This window comes from Pedococcus sp. P5_B7 (assembly GCF_054049895.1).
Genome location: NZ_JBFULM010000007.1, coordinates 133,429 through 150,462, shown reverse-complemented (window position 1 = coordinate 150,462; position 17,034 = coordinate 133,429). Strand labels below are relative to the sequence as shown.

Below are 17,034 nucleotides of genomic sequence, written 5' to 3'. Positions count from 1 at the left end.
CCCCGTCAGTCGCCGCCGTGGACCTGCAGCGGGCAGCCGTCGAGTCGTCGCGCCATGAAGACCTCGTCACGGTCATCTCCCGGAGCGACCCGGATCACGCCCGGCACCCGACCGACCTCGTCGTAGCCGTGCCGGGCGTAGAACCTCGTCACTCCTGCGCCGCTGCGGGTGCTCAGCAACAGCAGCTCAGCGCCGTCCTCGCGAGCCAGCCGGTGCAGCCCTGCGAGCAGGAGCCCACCCTGTCCGGAGCCCTGCCTGCCCGGCTCGACCATCACGCGGTAGAGCCATGGCGCGTGGCGCCGCAACGGGTTCGGACCGACCACGCACCATCCCCAGCCGACCAGAGCACCATCGGGGTCCCTCAGGGCCCCGGCGAACCCGTCCCCGTCGGCCATCTGCCGCTCGTGCACCGAGAGCAGCTCCGCGACGGCCGAACGTGGCGCGCCCGGCAGGAACCCGACCGCTCCGCCGGCATCGTTGACCCGCTGCCAGAGATCGAGCAGCTCCTCACGGCCGGCGTCGTCGAGGTCGTCGACGCGCGTCACGCGAGGTGCCTCGAAGACCACGGAGTGCGGCTCGTCGGGCAGGTCGTCGGAGAGCACCTCGGTGACAGCCGTGCGCACCAAGCCGCCGGCGAGCGCGGTTCGGACCGAGGCGGTGTTGTGCTCCTTCACCAGGGCGCGCACGGCCAGAGCGGGATACCACTCGGTGGCCATCGCGACGGCTGCCCGGGCGGCTTCGCGAGCCAGTCCGCGCCCCTGCGCCTCGGTGACGAACCGGTAGTAGAGGTTGAGGTGCTCGTCGCGGCGCTGCACGCCCACCCAGCCCAGCGGCATACCGGAGTAACGGTCGCGCGCCACCCAGTAGCCGAAGCCCTGCGTCGCCCAGTGGTCGAGGATCGCGTCGAAGAAGTGCGCGTTCGTCTCCGGTGTGCCGAGGACGTGGGGCGCATGCGTGGAGAGCCGCGCATCACTGTGCACCGCCGCGTGGAAGGCGCGATCCTGCTCGGTGGGACGGGTCAGCCGCAGGCGGGCGGTGCGGGGTTCGGTGTGGTCCTGGGTCACGGCGAGGACGCTACCGAGGGCCACTGACGGCGGTCTCCCTGAGCAGGGTGAGAGGATGGCCGGCGATGCCTTCCGCCCCGCCGCTGACCCTCGACGCCCTGCTGCCCGAGGGGGCCGGGCCCGACGAGGTGTATGCCGCGTTCGAGGGCTGGGCGCGCGACCAGGGCACCCCGCTGTACCCCCACCAGGAGGAGGCGTTGATCTCGCTGCTGGCCGGTGAGAACGTCGTGCTCTCGACCCCGACGGGCTCCGGCAAGTCGCTGGTCGCCACCGGCGCGCACCTCGCCGCACTGGCCACTGACCGGGTCAGCTTCTACACCGCGCCCATCAAGGCGCTGGTGAGCGAGAAGTTCTTCGCGCTCTGCGAGGTGTTCGGCGCCTCCGAGGTCGGCATGCTCACCGGCGACGCCTCGGTGAACCCGGACGCCCCCATCATCTGCTGCACCGCCGAGATCCTGGCCAACATCGCGCTGCGCGAGGGTGCGAACGCCGACGTGGGCCTGGTCATCATGGACGAGTTCCACTTCTACGCCGAGCCCGACCGCGGCTGGGCTTGGCAGGTCCCGCTGCTCGAGCTGCCCCAGGCGCAGTTCATCCTCATGTCGGCCACGCTCGGCGACCTGACCGAGCTGTCGCAGGACCTCAGCCGGCGCACGGGTCGCGGCACCGCGCTCGTGACGGGCACCGAGCGACCGGTGCCGCTGAGCTTCAGCTGGGCCCTCACCCCCCTGCCGGAGACGATCGAGGAGCTGCTCACCACCCACCAGTCCCCGGTCTACGTCGTGCACTTCACCCAGGCCGCGGCCCTGGAGCAGGCCCAGGCACTGCTCTCGCTCAAGGGCACCGTCAAGGCCGACCGGGCCGCCATCGCCGAGCGGATCGGCGGCTTCCGGTTCACGGCGGGCTTCGGTCGCCCCCTGTCCACGCTCGTCCGCTCCGGCATCGGGGTGCACCACGCCGGCATGCTCCCCCGCTACCGCCGGCTGGTCGAGCAGCTCGCCCAGGACGGCCTCCTCAAGGTCATCTGCGGCACCGACACCCTCGGCGTCGGCATCAACGTGCCGATCCGCACGGTGCTGTTCACCGGACTGGTGAAGTTCGACGGGTCACGGCAGCGGATCCTCAAGGCGCGCGAGTTCCACCAGATCGCCGGGCGCGCGGGCCGGGCCGGGTTCGACACCAGCGGCTCGGTGGTCGTGCAGGCTCCTGAGCACGTCATCGACAACGCCCGCGCGATCGCCAAGGCGGGCGACGACCCGAAGAAGCTCAAGAAGGTGCAGCGTCGCAAGCCCGCCGACGGCGAGGTCTCGTGGACCGAGCAGACCTACGACAAGCTGGTCGCGGCCGACCCCGAGCCGCTCGTGTCCCGCATGCGCGTCGACCACTCGATGATCCTCAACGTGGTCCAGCGCCCCGGCGACCCGGTCCGCGCCCTGGGCCATCTGCTGCGCGACAACCACGAGACGCCCCGCAACCAGGCCCGGCTGTCGCGTCGAGCCATCACCCTCGGCAAGAGCATGCTGGACACCGGTGTGCTGCAACGGATCTCGCCGCCGGCGCCCGACGGACGCACCATCGAGGTGCGTGGCGGGCTGCAGGACGACTTCGCCCTCAACCAACCCCTGGCTCCGCTCGCTCTCGCGGCGTTCGACGTCCTCGACCCCGAGTCGCCCACCCACGCGCTCGACGTGGTCTCGGTGATCGAGGCGATCCTCGACGACCCGCGCCAGGTCCTCATGGCCCAGCAGTTCAAGGCCAAGGGTGCGGCCGTCGCCGAGATGAAGGCGGACGGCGTGGAGTACGAGGAGCGGATGGCTCTGCTCGAGGACGTCAGCTGGCCGCGACCGCTCGCCGACCTGCTCGAGGCCACCTTCGAGATCTTCCGGCAGAGCCACCCCTGGGTGTCGGAGTCGGCCCTCTCCCCCAAGTCCGTCGTTCGTGACATGTACGAGCGGGCGATGACGTTCACCGAGTTCGTCTCCACCTACCAGCTGGCCCGGTCGGAGGGGCTGGTGCTGCGCTACCTCACCGACGCCTACCGGACCCTGCGCCAGACGGTGCCGGCTGCGCATCGCAGCGAGACGTTCGACGACCTGTTCGAGTGGCTCGGCGAGACCGTGCGCCAGACCGACTCCTCGCTGCTCGACGAGTGGGAGGCGCTGTCCGATCCCGACGCGAACGAGCGGCTCGAGGAGCTCGAGGGCCTGGCCGCCCACGGCGGCACCCGACCGGCCCGTCCGATCACGGCCAACGAGCGCGCGTTCCGGGTCATGGTCCGCAACGCGATGTTCCGCCGCGTGGAGCTGGCGGCGCTGGACCGGTTCGGCGACCTCGCCCAGCTCGATGCGGCCAACGCCGCCCTCCCCGAGCCCGCCCGGCACACCCTCATGGACCGCGACGCGTGGGACGAGGCCCTCGGCGCCTACTACGCCGACCACGACAGCATCGCCACCGACTCCGACGCCCGAGGACCTCAGCTGCTCGCGGTCACGGCGGCCACCGGGCCTGCGCCGGGCACCGACGAACCCGACCCCGACCACCGCCTCTGGGAGGTGCGCCAGACGCTGCACGACCCCGAGGGTGACCACGACTGGGTGATCGAGGCGGTCGTCGACCTCGACGCCTCCGACGAGGCCGGCGAACCGGTCGTGCTCACGCGGGCGATGCGCCGCCTCTGACGACGACCGTGGGTCAGTGGGTCAGGTCGGCGAAGCGGGCCAGGAACAACGGCCAGGCGTCCTCGGCCGCGAGACCCGTGGCGTAGTCCTGCCATCCCTCGCCATGTCGGTCGATGTGCCGGTGCTCGAGGAGGACCCTGGTCCGGCCGTCCCCCTGGGCAATGAAAGAGACCTCGACCTCACTGGCCTTGTCGGGATCGGTCTCCAGCTGCCACCGCGGGGTGATGTCCCAGGTGAAGACGACTCGCTCCGGCGGGTCGAAGGCGAGCACGCGGGCCCATCGGCAGATCGAGCCATCCGTGGCGCGGTCATAGATGTGGCCGCCGACATGCGACTCGAAGACGGTCTGCTCGATCGGCGCCGAGAGCAGGTTGTACTCGCGCGGCTTGACCTGGTCGAACTGTTCGGTGAAGAGGCGGAAGGCGGTCTCCGCCGGAACGTCGACGGTGATGTCGAGGCTGACGGAGGTGGCGGCTGCGGTGCTGGTCATCGTTCGGTCTCCTTGCGGTGCTGTTCGGTGAGCTGGGCGAAGTTGGTCAGTGCGGCACCCCAGAAGCCGTCCAGCTCGCTCCGGAGGGCGGCCACTCCGACCGGGTCCACCTGGTAGATGCGCCTGGTCCCTTGCGGGCGCACGGCGACGAGCCCGGCGTCCTTGAGCACCTTGAGGTGCTGCGAGACGGCGGGCCTGCTGACAGGGAGGCGCTGGGCCAGCTCCGTCACCGAGGCCGGCCCTGCGGCGAGCAGGCGGACGACGGAGCGGCGGGTGGGATCCCCCAGGGCGATCCACGGGTCCCCGCGTCGTGACGTCTCTACGTAAGTGCTCACTTACGGTAAGTTACGACTTACCGTTCGTGGCGTCAACCCTTCGACCGGGCCACTCCGCCAGGTCCAGCGTCATGAAGACGCTGAACTCGTCGTCGAGGTAGGGACCGAAGGGGCCACACGACGTGAAGCCGTACGCGGCATACAAGGTCCTGGCGGGGGCGAACTCGACCGGCGAGCCGGTCTCCAGGCTCAGGCGTCGGTAGCCACGGCGTCGGGCCTCCGCCACGACGTGGTCGAGCAGCGCAGCGGCGACGCCGCGACGGCGGTGCGCCGGGGCGGTGCGCATCGACTTGAGCTCGCCGTGCGTGGCGTCGAGCTCGCGCAGGGCGGCGCAGCCGAGCACCTGCTCGCCGTCCCAGAGGCTCCAGAACGTGAGGTCCGGCGTGCGCAACCGGTCCAGGTCGAGGGTGTGGACGCTCTCGGGTGGGGAGTATCGCCGCATGTCCTCGACGTGCTCGGCGAGCAGGGCAGCGACCTGCGGTGTCTCGAGGCCGCCGAGGCGGATCTCCACGTCGGTCGGTGGGTCAGGCGGCAAAGGCCGCGAGCTCACCGGCCAGGTCGGGGTGCACCCGGGCCTTCACCAACGTGCCGCTGCCGGTGTGCTCGCTCGAGAGCACCTCGGCCTCCTGGTGCAGCCGGCTGACCAAGTCACCCCGGTCGTAGGGCACCAGCACCTCGACGTCGATGGTCGGTCGCGGCAGCTCCTCGGCGATCAGGGCCCGCAGCTCCTCCATCCCGGCACCGGTGCGAGCCGAGACCACGATCGAGTGCTTCTCGTGCCGCTGGATCCGATCCAGCACCTCGGGGTCAGCGGCATCGGCCTTGTTGACGACGATGACCTCGCGCACCGAGGCCGCGTCGACATCGGCGAGCACCGCGCGGACCGCGCTGATCTGGCCTTCGGGGTCGGGGTGCGACCCGTCGACGACGTGCAGCAGCAGGTCGGCGTCGGCCACCTCCTCCAGCGTCGAGCGGAACGCCTCGACCAGCTGGGTCGGGAGCTGGCGCACGAACCCGACGGTGTCGGCCAGCGTGAAGAGGCGGCCGTCCTCGGTCTCTGCGCGGCGGACGGTCGGGTCGAGGGTCGCGAACAGCTGGTTCTCGACGAGGACGCCGGCGCCGGTGAGCCGGTTGAGCAGCGACGACTTGCCGGCGTTGGTGTAGCCGGCGATCGCGACGCTCGGCACCTCGTTGGCCTTGCGGGAGAGGCGACGCGTGTCGCGGCTGGTCTTCATCTCCTTGATCTCGCGGCGCAGCTTGGCCATCCGGGTGTTGATCCGCCGACGGTCCAGCTCGATCTTGGTCTCACCCGGACCACGCGAGCCCATGCCCTGGCCACCGGCGGCCTGGCCACCGGCCTGGCGGGACATCGACTCACCCCAGCCACGCAGCCGCGGGAGGAGGTACTGCAGCTGGGCCAGCTCGACCTGCGCCTTGCCCTCCTTCGACTTCGCGTGCTGGGCGAAGATGTCGAGGATCAGCGCGGTGCGGTCGATCACCTTGACCTTGACGACGTCCTCGAGCGCGCGCCGCTGGCTGGGCGTGAGCTCGGTGTCGCAGATGACCGTGTCGGCTCCCTCCGCGATGACGACGTCGCGCAGCTCGACCGCCTTGCCGGAGCCGAGGTAGGTGCCCGTGTCGGGCTTGGCCCGGCGCTGCACCAGGCCGGCGAGCACGGTGGAACCGGCGGTCTGGGCCAGTGCCGCGAGCTCGCGCATCGAGTTGTCGGCGTCCTCGGCGGTGCCCTCGGTCCAGACCGCGGCGAGCACCACCCGCTCCAGGCGCAGCTGGCGGTACTCGACCTCGGTGATGTCCTCGAGCTCGGTGGACAGCCCTGCGACCCGGCGCAGTGCAGCGCGGTCCTCGCGCTCGTACTGGTCCCCGTCATAGCCGGCCCCGTCGCTGGGGAGGAATCCGTCCTCGGTCGCCAGCGCGGTGGCCTTCAGGTCAAAGATGTCTGATCGCTTCAGTGTCATATCCCCTCAAGAATCTCACCTTTTCAACGACCGCAGCGACCGGTTTATGTCCTTCCGTCTACCGTTGGGCCCGATGAGCACGCAAGACCACTACTTCACGGCCGAACCCGCGAGCCCTGCCCAGCAGCGCACGATCACCGTGCGGCTCGCGGGCCGCACCGTCGAGGTGCGCTCGGCGGCGGGCATCTTCAGCCCCGGGGGGGTCGACCAGGGCACCGCGGTGCTCCTGCGCCACGCCCCCGCGCCACCGACCGAGGGCACCCTCCTCGACCTCGGGTGCGGCTGGGGACCGATCGCCCTCACCCTCGCGCTGCGCTCACCCGAGGCCACCGTGTATGGCGTGGACGTCAACGAGCGTGCCCTCGACCTGCTCCGCACCACGGCGGCGTCGCTGGGACTCGACCGGCTGCACGCGAGCCAGCCGGACGGCATACCTGAGGGTGTGCGGTTCGACGCGATCTGGTCGAACCCTCCGATCCGGGTCGGCAAGGCGGTGCTGCACGACCTGATGCTCACCTGGCTGCCCCGGCTGGCCCCCGGCGGCGTGGCGCACCTCGTGGTGCAGAAGAACCTCGGCTCCGACTCGTTGCAGCGCTGGCTCGGTGAGCAGCTCGACCCCGACACGTATGCCGTGACCCGGTTCACCTCGGACAAGGGCTTCCGCATCCTCGAGGTGCGGCGCGCCGCCAGCTAGACCAGGTCGGTGGTGCCGTCGGCGACCAGGGCGGCCGGGCCGGCCAGCTCGACCTCCTGGCCGGGGAGCGCGCGCACCCGCAGCCGCCCGCCCGGCACGTCGACGGTCCACGTGTCGGTGACGTCGCCGGCCCAGAAGCGGGTGGCCAGCGCGGCCGCAGCCGCACCGGTGCCACAGGAGCGGGTCTCCCCCACGCCCCGCTCGTGGACGCGCATACGGACGTGGCCCGCACCCATCGGCCGGACGAACTCGACGTTCGTGCCGTACTCGGGAAGCGGGTTCACCACCGGCGGCAGGTGCAGGTCGAGGGACTCGAGGTCGACGGTCTCCGGCAGCGCCACGACGGTGTGCGGGTTGCCGAGGTCGAGCGTCAACGCCGAGAGGGGTTCGTGGCGCTCGAGGTGGACCAGCGCGTCGAAGCCCTCCTCGTCGGCGATGGCCGGTTGGGCCAGGCGCCACGGACCGAGGTTGACCGCGATCAGCTCGGGTGACTCGAACCGCACGACCTTGGTGCCGGCCCGCGTCGCGATGGCGAACTCGTCGGCGGTCTCCAGGCCCTCGCGTCGCAGGTAGGTCGCGAAGACCCGGGTGCCGTTGCCGCACATCTCGGCGACACTGCCGTCGGCGTTGCGGTAGTCCATGAACCAGCGCGCCCCGGCCGCCTGGGACAGCACCCCGGGCTCGGTGGCGAGGGCGGTCGGGACGACCCGGATGACACCGTCGCCGCCGATGCCGGCCCGACGGTCGGCCAGCAGGGCCACCTGCTGCGCCGAGAGGTCGCGGACGCCCTCGAGGTCCGGCACGAGGACGAAGTCGTTCTCGGTGCCGTGGCCCTTCGTGAAGGCGGTCTGGTCAGCCATGCGCACCATTGTCGCTGATGGCGGCCTGCACCACCGCAACCGCCTGCTCGGCGAGGTTCGGCGCCAGGGCATCGAGCCAGGTGATGCGGGGGTCCGGGTTGAACCACGACTCCTGTCGACGGACCAGCCGGCGGGTCAGCGCGGTGGTTTCCTCCTGGGCCTGCTCGGTGGTCATCAGGCCATCGAGCTCGGCGAGCGCCTGCGCGTAGCCCAGCGCCCGTGCGGCGGTCCGGCCCTGCCGGAGCCCGAGCGTCTCCAGGTGGCGCACCTCGTCGAGCAGCCCCTCCTCCCACATCCGGCGGACCCGCGTGGCCACCCGGTCGTCGAGCAGGTCGCGCGGCAGCCGCAGCCCCAGCACGACGGTCGGCTGGAGGTAGGTGCGGGTCGGCATCGTGGCCGAGAACGGTCGACCGGTCAGCTCGATGACCTCGAGCGCGCGGACGATGCGGCGCGTGTTGCCGGGCTCGATGGCCGCCGCCGCAGCAGGGTCGAGCTCCTCCAGCCGGGCGAAGGTGGCGGGCGTGCCCTCGGCCTCGGCGCGGTCGGCCAGCCTCGCCCGCACCGCGGGGTCGGTCGGGGGGATCTCGAGCACGTCGAGCGCCGCCCGGACGTAGAGCCCCGAGCCGCCGGCCAGGATCGGGTGGTGCCCCCGGGACTGGATCGCCGCGAGGTCCTCGCGCGCCGCGACCTGGTAGGCGGCCACGCTGGCCTCCTCGACGACGTCGAGCACGTCCAGCTGGTGGTGCGGTATGCCGCGTCGCTCGCCCGGCGGCACCTTGGCGGTGCCGATGTCCATGCCCCGGTAGAGCTGGCTGGCGTCGGCTCCGACGACCTCTCCGCCCAGGGCTTCCGCGAGGTCGAGCGCGAGGTCGGACTTGCCCGTCGCGGTCGGGCCGACGACGGCGACGACCAAACTCACAGGTCGTGCTCGTGGTCGTGGTCGTCGTCGTGGCCGAACGGGTCGGGGTCCACTCCCGGGAGCCACGCGAAGCCGGGCTTGCCCCAGCCCTGCTTCTTGACGGCCCTACGGGCCTTCTTGCCCCAGCGCTCGTTCAGGCGGTCGACGTAGAGGAAGCCGTTGAGGTGGTCGTACTCGTGCTGCATGCACCGGGCGAACCAGCCGCTCGCCTCGAACGACACCTCGGCGCCGTCGACGTCGAAGCCCGTCACGGTGGCCCGCTCACCACGCTTGAGGGGGAAGCTCTCACCCGGCACCGACAGGCAACCCTCCGCCTCGTCGTGCGGGTCGGGCTCGTCGACCGACGGCTTCGTGGCGGTGACGTAGGGGTTGACGATGACGCCGCGGGTCGGCACGCCGTCGTCGTTGTCCATCTGCCAGGTGAAGACGCGCAGCCCCACGCCGATCTGGGGTGCGGCCAGCCCCACACCGTGCGCCGCGTCCATGGTCTCGAACATGTCGGTGACCAGGTCGCGCAGGTCGTCGTCGAACTTCTCCACGGGTTCGGCGCGACGGTGGAGCACCGGCTCCCCGGTGATGACGATGGGGCGAACTGTCATGCGCGGGAGTCTTTCAGATCACCCACAGGTCACCGGCACGAAGGGTCTGGAGCGGCCGTCGGTCGGCCCAGACCCGGCATCCCGAGGGAGACGGCAGGCTTGCCGGGGACGGGCGCGTCCTGCAGTGCCGCCCACGCGTCGCCGCCCGAGGTGCGACGCACCGAGTAGCTGCCACCCCCCAGGGCCGCGTCGGCGACGAGGTGGTGCGGGGCGCCGTAGGTGACGCCCACCGTCACCAGATCGCCCGGACGCGGGCGCTCGGCACTGTCGGGCACCGCGAAGTGGACCAGCCGGTTGTCCCGCGCCCGTCCCGACAGGCGGTGGGTCTCGGTGTCCTTGCGACCCTCGCCCGTCGCCACCAGCACCTCGACGTCACGGCCCTCGACGGTGCGGTTCTCGGCCCAGGAGATCTCCTCCTGGGTGGCCAGCAGGCGTTCGTACCGCTCCTGCACGACGGCCTTCGGGAGCTGGTCGGGCATCGTCGCGGCGGGCGTCCCCGGGCGGATGGAGTACTGGAAGGTGAAGGCGCTCGCGAAGCGCGACTCGCGCACCACCCGCAGGGTCTCCGCGAAGTCCGCCTCGGTCTCCCCCGGGAACCCGACGATGATGTCCGTCGTGATCGCGGCGTCCGGGATCTGCTCGCGGACGCGGTCGATGATCCCGAGGAACTTGGCACTGCGGTAGGACCGGCGCATCGCCCTGAGCACCCGGTCGGAGCCCGACTGCAGCGGCATGTGCAGGCTGGGCATGACGTTGGGCGTCTCGGCCATGGCGGTGATGACGTCGTCGGTGAAGGCGGCGGGGTGCGGGCTGGTGAAGCGCACCCGCTCCAGCCCGTCGATGTCGCCGCAGGCGCGCAGGAGCTTGCCGAACGCCAGGCGGTCGCCGAACTCGACGCCGTAGGTGTTGACGTTCTGGCCGAGCAGGGTCACCTCGACGACTCCCTGCTGGACCAGCGCCTGGACCTCCGCCAGCACGTCCCCGGGGCGACGGTCGGCCTCCGTGCCGCGCAGGCTCGGGACGATGCAGAACGTGCAGGTGTTGTTGCAGCCCACCGAGATCGACACCCAGCCGGCGTAGGCCGAGTCGCGTCGGGTCGGCAGGGTGCTCGGGAACACCTCGAGGCTCTCGAGGATCTCGACCTCGGCGCGCTTGTTGTGCCGGGCCCGGTCGAGCAGGGCCGGCAGGCTCCCGATGTTGTTGGTGCCGAAGACGACGTCGACCCACGGCGCCCGCTGCACGATGGTCGCGCGGTCCTTCTGGGCCATGCAGCCACCCACGGCGATCTGCATGTCGGGGTTCCTGGTCTTGGCCGGTCGCAGCTGGCCGAGGTTGCCGTACAGCTTGTTGTCGGCGTTCTCCCGCACCGCGCAGGTGTTGAAGACGACGACGTCGGCCGCCTCCGGGCGGGCGCCCGAGGGCAGGCTGTTGACGTCGACGTACCCGGCCGTCTCGAGCAGGCCGGCGAGGCGCTCGGAGTCGTGCACGTTCATCTGGCACCCGTGGGTGCGGACGTCGTAGGTCTTGGCAGCGCTCGGGGGCGCGGTGGCGTGCGTCGTCATGGCACCGCCAAGGGTACGTGGTCAGTGGGTGCGGAGGTCGACGAGGAGCGGAGGCGACGCGACCAGGAGCAACACGAGCGCCGGCGCGATCAGGACCGGGAAGCCGACGGCGAGGTAGCCGGCCGCGCCGAGCACCCCGCCGACGAAGAACAAGCCGACCAGACCCGCGAGCATGCCGAGCTTTCCGAGGTCGGCTCGCACCGGAGGCTCACCCGACCTGCGGCTGCGGTAGACGAGCTTGCCGAGCTCGATCCCGATGTCCGTGACCATCCCGGTGACGTGGGTGGTGCGGATCTGAGCGGCCGAGATCTTGGTGATGATGGCGTTCTGCAGACCCATGGTGAAGCAGAGCACGACCACGAACACGTGGTCACGGTGTTCCCACACCAGCCGGTCCGCGACGGCACCGAAGGCCAGGATCAGGAGCGCCTCGACGACGAGCACGTTGGCGTAGCGCCCGTGCAGGCCACGACGTCGCCCCCAGTTGAACAGCAGCGCGCACGTCATGGCCCCGAGCACGAAGGCCGAGATGGCCTCCACGCCCACCCAGACCAGCGAGAACGACCCCAGGACGAGGTGGTCCGCGACGGACGCGGTCAGGCCGGTCATGTGCGAGGTGTACACCGACACGGCGACGAACCCGACCGAGTTGAGCGTTCCGGCGATGAGGGCCAGCAGCGCGGCGAGGTACTGGTTCCGGCGGAGGGTGCGCTCCGGGCCGGCCAGGGTGCGCAGGCGCCGGGCGACGACCGTGCCCCACCCCAGGGGAGCTGCGGGCACGTCGGGAGCGGTCACAGCCGGAGGGTACGCCCGGGACAGTCAGGTCAGTCGCGTTGGTGCTCGGGGGCCGAGTTGATGGCCTCCCGGATGACGGCCATGGCCAGGTCGGCCGGGTAACCCTTGCGGGCGAGCATGCCGGCCAACCGCCGCTTCTGCACCAGCGGCTCCAGCCCGTGCATGGACCGGAGCTTCTTGGCGACGAGCTGCGCGGCCCGGTCACGCTCGGCCTCGGGCTCGATCTGCTCGAGGGTCGCCCGGGCCGTCTCGTCGTCCACGCCCTTGGTGCGCAGCTCGCGCGCGAGCGCCCGCTTGGCCAGGCCTCGACCGGCCTGTTGGGAACGCACGAGCATCCCCGCGTACGCCTCGTCGTCGACCAGCCCCACGTCGGTCATCCGGTCGAGCACTGCCTCGGCGACGTCGTCGGGGCAGTTGCGGGTCCGTAGCTTGTCGCGCAGCTGCTGACGGCTCTTGGGTGACAGGGCCAGCTGACGCAGCACGATCTGGCGCGCCACGTCGTAGGCGTCCGGCTCGCCGTCGCGGGTCTGGAGGTCGTCCTCGGGGTCGCCAGGGGGAACAGTCGTCGCGGCCAGGGCAGTCTCGAAGGCTGCCCTGGCCGCGTCGTGTCGATCAGTCATGTCGATCTGGGTGGTTCAGAGCTCAGAACTCGACGGGAACCTCGGGCACCGCTGCGTCAGCAGGCTTGTCGACCTGCGGGCCGATGCCGAGCTTCTCCTTGATCTTCTTCTCGATCTCGTTGCCGAGGTCGGGGTTGTCCTTGAGGAACTGCCGGGCGTTCTCCTTGCCCTGCCCGAGCTGGTCGCCCTCGTAGGTGTACCAAGCGCCCGCCTTACGGACGAAGCCCTGCTCGACCCCCATGTCGATCAGGCCCCCCTCGCGGGAGATGCCCTGGCCGTAGAGGATGTCGAACTCGGCCTGCTTGAACGGCGGGGCCACCTTGTTCTTGACGACCTTGACCCTGGTGCGGTTGCCGACCGGGTCGCTGCCGTCCTTGAGGGTCTCGATGCGACGCACGTCCAGGCGCACCGAGGCGTAGAACTTCAGCGCCTTGCCACCCGTGGTGGTCTCGGGCGAGCCGAACATGACGCCGATCTTCTCGCGGAGCTGGTTGATGAAGATGGCCGTCGTGCCGGTGTTGTTGAGGGCACCGGTGAGCTTGCGCAGGGCCTGCGACATCAGACGGGCCTGCAGACCCACGTGGCTGTCACCCATCTCGCCCTCGATCTCGGCGCGCGGCACGAGCGCGGCCACCGAGTCGATGACGATGATGTCGATGGCGCCGGACCGGATCAGCATGTCGGCGATCTCGAGCGCCTGCTCCCCGGTGTCGGGCTGGCTGACCAGCAGGGCGTCGGTGTCGACGCCCAGCTTCTTGGCGTAGTCGGGGTCGAGGGCGTGCTCGGCGTCGATGAAGGCCGCGATGCCGCCGGCCTTCTGCGCACTGGCCACCGCGTGGAGGGCGACCGTCGTCTTGCCCGAGGACTCCGGGCCGTAGATCTCGACCACGCGGCCGCGCGGGAGACCGCCGATGCCGAGCGCGACATCGAGCGCGATCGAGCCGGTCGGGATCACGTCGATCGGGGGGCGGACGTCGTCGCCGAGACGCATGACCGCGCCCTTGCCGAACGACTTCTCGATCTGCCCCATGACGCTGTCGAGGGACTTTGCCTTCTGGTCCACCGTTGCGGAGTTCGCTCCAGCCATTCTGGCCACCATTCCTTCTTTCGCTTCGAGTCGGGCGCGCCTGCCTTCGACCCTCGGGCAGCTGCTCTGCTTCGGGTCAGACGCTAGGTGTCGGCACCGACAGCCGTCCGGGTCGCTCGCACGACCTGTGGACGGTGGCTCTGTGGCAGTTCCACCTGGGGATGAATCTACCGAACACCTGTTCGAAATCCGGCATGCGACACGCGACACGCCGCGAACCACGATCCAGTCAGCTCGGCGGTCAGGGCAGCGGTCAGGGCAGCGGTCAGGACAGCGGTCAGGACAGCGGTCAGGACAGCCGTCAGGTCAGCGGTCCGGATCCTCGACCCGTGCGCCGCATCGGCGTGTGCGGAATGCCGTCCTCGAGGAACCCACGCCCACTGGGAGCGAAGCCGAACCCGGCATACCAGTCCACGAGGTGCGACTGCGCGTCCAGCACCACGGCCCGCTCCCCGGCCAGGGCCAGGGCCGCCCGCACGAGGCTGGCGGCCAGCCCCCGGCCGCGGGCCGACACCGCCGTGGCGACCCGTCCGATCCGCAGCTGGTCGCCGTCGTCGAGCAGCCGCAGGGTGGCCACCGGCTCGCCGTCCTGCTCGACCCACAGGTGCCGCGTCAGCGGTTCGAGGTCACGACCGTCGAGGTCGAGGTAGGGACAGTCCTGCTCCACCACGAAGACCGCCGAGCGCAGCGCCCACAGCCGGTAGGCCGTCAGGGGGTCGAGGTCGGCGAAACGCGCCGTCCGGACGTCGGGGGTCGGGGTCGATGACGTCATGAGAGCAGCAGCTTCTCGAGCCGGCGCGCCGCGCCCACGACCCCGATGGCGCCGAGCGCGGCGAGGTAGCCGACGTGGGCCAGCACACCCCAGCCGACCTCCCCGAGCATGAGCGCCCGCTCGAGCGCCACCCCGTGGTAGAGCGGCGTCACGCGCACCACCCACTGCAGCGCCTCGGGGTAGGTGGAGAGCGGGAAGAACGTCGCGGAGAACAGGAACATCGGCTGGATCGCGAGGGTGATGTAGTCGAAGTGCACCCACGACTTCATGAACGTCGTGGCGAACATGCCGAGCGCGGCGAAGGCGAACCCGATGAACACGGCTGCCGGCAGCGCCAGGACCGCCCACCAGGACCCCACTGCCCCGGCCAGCAGGGCGAGCACGAGGAAGGCCGCGGAGTAGAGACCGCCCCGGACCAGTGACCAGGCGATCTCACCGACCGCGATGTCGCGTGGCCCCATCGGCGTGGCCAGCACCGCGTCGTAGAGCTTGGCATAGCGCAGCTTGAAGAACACGTTGAAGGTCGAGTCGAAGACGGCACCGTTCATCGCGGAGGCCGCCAGCAGGGCGGGGGCGACGAACTGCGGGTAGGAGACCTCGGCGCCCGAGTCGGTCGTGACGGTCTGCACCAGCGCGCCGATCCCGATGCCGAGGGAGAACAAGTAGAACACCGGCTCGGCGAAACCCGTGACCAGGGCGATCCACCCGTGCCGGAACGACCTGATGTTGCGCTCCACGAGCATGCGCGCGAGACCGGCCCCGGCGGGCATCGGCACGAGGCTGGTCAGCCGAGTCATGGTCGGGGCGCTCACGGGACCAGCCTCGTGGCGAAGGAGCGCTCGGCGAGCCACCAGCCGACCGCGACGTAGGCCGCGAGGACCAGCACGTGACCGACGAACGGCGCCACCGACACGGTGCCCGTGGCCACGTCGCGACAGGCCTCGACCCCGTGCCACAGCGGCGTCACCCAGGCGATCGGCTGCATCCAGGCGGGGAGCTGCTCGATCGGGAAGAAGGTGCCGGAGAAGAGCATCAACGGCGTGACCACCCACCGGAAGAGGATGTTGAAGCCGCCGTCACCCTCCTGCCGCGCCGTGAACGCGAAGATCGGGGTGGTGAACGCCATCCCCGTGAGGATCGCGATCGGCAGGCAGAACACCGCAGCGACCGACCGGAAACCCCCGAACAGCGCGGCCACCCCCATGAAGATGGTCGTGGCGGTGGTCAGGTGGGCCGCCACCGCGAGGAAGTGGCCGCGCAGCACGTCGCGGACCGACATCGGCGACGCGAGCATGGCGTGGTAGCCCATGTTCCACTTGATGTAGCCGAGGACCTGGTAGGTCGACTCCCCCATCGCCACCCACATCGTCTGGGTCGCCACGATCGCCGGCACGACGAACTGCAGGTAGGGCAGCCCGTCGACCCCACCCACCCGGGCGTTGACCAGTGACCCCAGCCCGACACCCATCGCCAGCAGGAAGAACAACGGCGAGAGGAACCGGCCGATGATGCTGCCCCGCCACGTGCGCCGGTAGACCGTGAGGAAGTACGCGAACACCGCGAGCACGCGCTCCCCGGTCGAGAGGGGCGGACGCGGGCCGTGCGCGGCCCGGGTGAGCGCGTCGGGGTGGAGGGGCGCGGCCGACGCCATCAGTCGACCAACGTCCGGCCGGTCAGGTGCAGGAACACGTCCTCGAGGGTGGCCCGTCGCACCAGGGCCGACAAGGGCTCGATGCCGCGCGAGTGCACCACCGCGGCCGCCCGGTCGCCGTCGTCGGCGTAGACGAGCAGCCGGTCGGGCAGGACCTCGACCCGCTCGCCGATCCCGGTGACCTGCTCCGCGACGTCCTTGTGGTCCTCGGCGTCGAACCGCAGCTCGAGCACCTCGCGCGTGGAGTACTCGTCGATGAGCGACCGGGGCGACCCCTCGGCGACGATGCGCCCGTGGTCCATCACGACGAGCCGGTCGCACAGCTGCTCGGCCTCGTCCATGTAGTGGGTCGTGAGGACGAGCGTCACACCCGACCGCTTGAGCCGGAAGAGCCTGTCCCACAACACATGTCGGGCCTGCGGGTCGAGCCCGGTGGTCGGCTCGTCGAGCAGCAGGATCTCGGGTGAGTTGATCAGCGACCGCGCGATGGTGAGGCGTCGCTTCATGCCGCCGGACAAGGGCTCGACCTTGTCGCCGGCGCGGTCGGTCAGCTGGGCGAAGTCGAGCAGCTCGGCGGCTCGGGTGCGGACCTCCTTGCGGGACAGGCCGAAGTAGCGGCCGTAGACCCAGAGGTTCTCCTCGACGGTGAGCTCCTCGTCGAGGGTGTCGCGTTGGGGGCAGCTGCCGAGCCGGGCGCGGATGGCGGGACCGTGGCCGGCGGGGTCGAGCCCGAACAGCCGCAGCTCGCCACTGGTCACCGGCGACACACAGCCCACCATCCGCATGGTCGACGACTTGCCCGCACCGTTGGGACCGAGGAACCCGAAGCACTCCCCCTTGCGCACCGCGAAGTCGATGCCGTCCACCGCGGTGAACTCCCCGAACGTCTTGGTCAGCCCGGTGGCGCTCAGCAGGATCTCCTCGGTCACCGG

At 70.8% G+C, this 17,034-nt stretch carries 18 protein-coding genes; 2 read left to right on the top strand and 16 right to left on the bottom strand.

Annotated elements, in window-relative coordinates; genetic code table 11:
* Positions 1 to 5: 5 nt before the first annotated feature.
* Entirely contained in the window at positions 6 to 1,064 is a 1,059-nt protein-coding gene (locus tag ACXJKD_RS16705) for a GNAT family N-acetyltransferase (RefSeq protein ID WP_457255747.1), read from the bottom strand.
* Between the two features lie 65 nt (positions 1,065 to 1,129).
* Here ACXJKD_RS16705 and ACXJKD_RS16700 point away from each other — a divergent pair, with 65 nt between their 5' ends.
* Positions 1,130 to 3,742, top strand: coding sequence for a DEAD/DEAH box helicase (locus ACXJKD_RS16700; protein ID WP_457255746.1), 2,613 nt, complete (start codon positions 1,130 to 1,132; stop codon positions 3,740 to 3,742).
* A 13-nt stretch (positions 3,743 to 3,755) separates the two neighbouring features.
* On the opposite strand, the gene ACXJKD_RS16695 is transcribed toward ACXJKD_RS16700, so the two are convergent.
* From ACXJKD_RS16695 to hflX, 4 genes are read right to left on the bottom strand one after another with little or no spacing between them, the layout of a single operon-like run.
* Positions 3,756 to 4,232, bottom strand: a complete 477-nt coding sequence (locus tag ACXJKD_RS16695; RefSeq protein WP_457255744.1) for an SRPBCC family protein — start codon at positions 4,230 to 4,232, stop codon at positions 3,756 to 3,758.
* Positions 4,229 to 4,567: an ArsR/SmtB family transcription factor gene (locus ACXJKD_RS16690; RefSeq protein WP_457255743.1), complete on the bottom strand. Its 339-nt coding sequence runs from the start codon at positions 4,565 to 4,567 to the stop codon at positions 4,229 to 4,231. The genes ACXJKD_RS16695 and ACXJKD_RS16690 overlap by 4 nt, the downstream gene beginning before the upstream one ends.
* 10 nt (positions 4,568 to 4,577) lie before the next feature.
* Positions 4,578 to 5,078, bottom strand: coding sequence for a GNAT family N-acetyltransferase (locus tag ACXJKD_RS16685; RefSeq protein WP_457255741.1), 501 nt, complete (start codon positions 5,076 to 5,078; stop codon positions 4,578 to 4,580).
* Positions 5,079 to 5,091: 13 nt separating this feature from the next.
* Positions 5,092 to 6,543 (bottom strand): GTPase HflX, encoded by a 1,452-nt coding sequence (gene hflX, locus ACXJKD_RS16680; protein WP_457255739.1) that lies wholly within the window; start codon positions 6,541 to 6,543, stop codon positions 5,092 to 5,094.
* Between the two features lie 73 nt (positions 6,544 to 6,616).
* Between hflX and ACXJKD_RS16675 the strand changes: the two genes are divergently transcribed.
* Positions 6,617 to 7,237, top strand: a complete 621-nt coding sequence (locus tag ACXJKD_RS16675; RefSeq protein WP_457255738.1) for a class I SAM-dependent methyltransferase — start codon at positions 6,617 to 6,619, stop codon at positions 7,235 to 7,237.
* Here the strand turns inward: ACXJKD_RS16675 and dapF are convergent.
* The 11 genes from dapF to ACXJKD_RS16620 form a co-directional block, all read right to left on the bottom strand.
* Complete coding sequence (gene dapF, locus ACXJKD_RS16670) at positions 7,234 to 8,097, bottom strand: diaminopimelate epimerase (protein WP_457255736.1); 864 nt, start codon at positions 8,095 to 8,097, stop codon at positions 7,234 to 7,236. The two genes, ACXJKD_RS16675 and dapF, sit on opposite strands and share 4 nt — an antisense overlap.
* Positions 8,090 to 9,016 (bottom strand): tRNA (adenosine(37)-N6)-dimethylallyltransferase MiaA, encoded by a 927-nt coding sequence (miaA, locus tag ACXJKD_RS16665; RefSeq protein ID WP_457255734.1) that lies wholly within the window; start codon positions 9,014 to 9,016, stop codon positions 8,090 to 8,092. Before miaA ends, dapF begins: the two co-directional genes overlap by 8 nt.
* Entirely contained in the window at positions 9,013 to 9,615 is a 603-nt protein-coding gene (def, locus tag ACXJKD_RS16660; RefSeq protein WP_457255732.1) for a peptide deformylase, read from the bottom strand. Before def ends, miaA begins: the two co-directional genes overlap by 4 nt.
* 29 nt (positions 9,616 to 9,644) lie before the next feature.
* Positions 9,645 to 11,177, bottom strand: a complete 1,533-nt coding sequence (miaB, locus tag ACXJKD_RS16655) for a tRNA (N6-isopentenyl adenosine(37)-C2)-methylthiotransferase MiaB (RefSeq protein ID WP_457255730.1) — start codon at positions 11,175 to 11,177, stop codon at positions 9,645 to 9,647.
* Positions 11,178 to 11,198: 21 nt separating this feature from the next.
* On the bottom strand, positions 11,199 to 11,972 hold the full coding sequence (locus tag ACXJKD_RS16650) for a YoaK family protein (protein WP_457255729.1): 774 nt from the start codon (positions 11,970 to 11,972) through the stop codon (positions 11,199 to 11,201).
* A gap of 29 nt (positions 11,973 to 12,001) precedes the next feature.
* Positions 12,002 to 12,592 carry a regulatory protein RecX gene (locus ACXJKD_RS16645; RefSeq protein WP_457255728.1) on the bottom strand — a complete coding sequence of 197 codons (591 nt, stop codon included), beginning with the start codon at positions 12,590 to 12,592 and terminating at the stop codon, positions 12,002 to 12,004.
* Positions 12,593 to 12,614: 22 nt separating this feature from the next.
* Entirely contained in the window at positions 12,615 to 13,679 is a 1,065-nt protein-coding gene (recA, locus tag ACXJKD_RS16640) for a recombinase RecA (RefSeq protein ID WP_457255727.1), read from the bottom strand.
* 301 nt (positions 13,680 to 13,980) lie between these two features.
* Complete coding sequence (locus ACXJKD_RS16635; RefSeq protein WP_457255725.1) at positions 13,981 to 14,451, bottom strand: GNAT family N-acetyltransferase; 471 nt, start codon at positions 14,449 to 14,451, stop codon at positions 13,981 to 13,983.
* Entirely contained in the window at positions 14,448 to 15,263 is an 816-nt protein-coding gene (locus tag ACXJKD_RS16630) for an ABC transporter permease (protein WP_457255724.1), read from the bottom strand. The genes ACXJKD_RS16635 and ACXJKD_RS16630 overlap by 4 nt, the downstream gene beginning before the upstream one ends.
* Positions 15,260 to 16,102, bottom strand: a complete 843-nt coding sequence (locus ACXJKD_RS16625) for an ABC transporter permease (protein ID WP_457255723.1) — start codon at positions 16,100 to 16,102, stop codon at positions 15,260 to 15,262. Before ACXJKD_RS16625 ends, ACXJKD_RS16630 begins: the two co-directional genes overlap by 4 nt.
* A complete protein-coding gene (locus ACXJKD_RS16620) occupies positions 16,102 to 17,031 on the bottom strand; it encodes an ABC transporter ATP-binding protein (protein ID WP_457255721.1) in 930 nt (309 codons plus the stop codon). Before ACXJKD_RS16620 ends, ACXJKD_RS16625 begins: the two co-directional genes overlap by 1 nt.
* Positions 17,032 to 17,034 lie beyond the last annotated feature (3 nt).

Excerpts from the sequence above, each read along its gene's own strand:
- ACXJKD_RS16700 (WP_457255746.1), top strand. The coding sequence starts at position 1,130 with ATGCCTTCCGCCCCGCCGCTGACCCTCGACGCCCTGCTGCCCGAGGGG.
- ACXJKD_RS16695 (WP_457255744.1), bottom strand. The coding sequence starts at position 4,232 with ATGACCAGCACCGCAGCCGCCACCTCCGTCAGCCTCGACATCACCGTC.
- hflX (WP_457255739.1), bottom strand. The coding sequence starts at position 6,543 with ATGACACTGAAGCGATCAGACATCTTTGACCTGAAGGCCACCGCGCTG.
- ACXJKD_RS16675 (WP_457255738.1), top strand. The coding sequence starts at position 6,617 with ATGAGCACGCAAGACCACTACTTCACGGCCGAACCCGCGAGCCCTGCC.
- dapF (WP_457255736.1), bottom strand. The coding sequence starts at position 8,097 with ATGGCTGACCAGACCGCCTTCACGAAGGGCCACGGCACCGAGAACGAC.
- def (WP_457255732.1), bottom strand. The coding sequence starts at position 9,615 with ATGACAGTTCGCCCCATCGTCATCACCGGGGAGCCGGTGCTCCACCGT.
- miaB (WP_457255730.1), bottom strand. The coding sequence starts at position 11,177 with ATGACGACGCACGCCACCGCGCCCCCGAGCGCTGCCAAGACCTACGAC.
- ACXJKD_RS16645 (WP_457255728.1), bottom strand. The coding sequence starts at position 12,592 with ATGACTGATCGACACGACGCGGCCAGGGCAGCCTTCGAGACTGCCCTG.
- recA (WP_457255727.1), bottom strand. The coding sequence starts at position 13,679 with ATGGCTGGAGCGAACTCCGCAACGGTGGACCAGAAGGCAAAGTCCCTC.
- ACXJKD_RS16635 (WP_457255725.1), bottom strand. The coding sequence starts at position 14,451 with ATGACGTCATCGACCCCGACCCCCGACGTCCGGACGGCGCGTTTCGCC.
- ACXJKD_RS16625 (WP_457255723.1), bottom strand. The coding sequence starts at position 16,102 with ATGGCGTCGGCCGCGCCCCTCCACCCCGACGCGCTCACCCGGGCCGCG.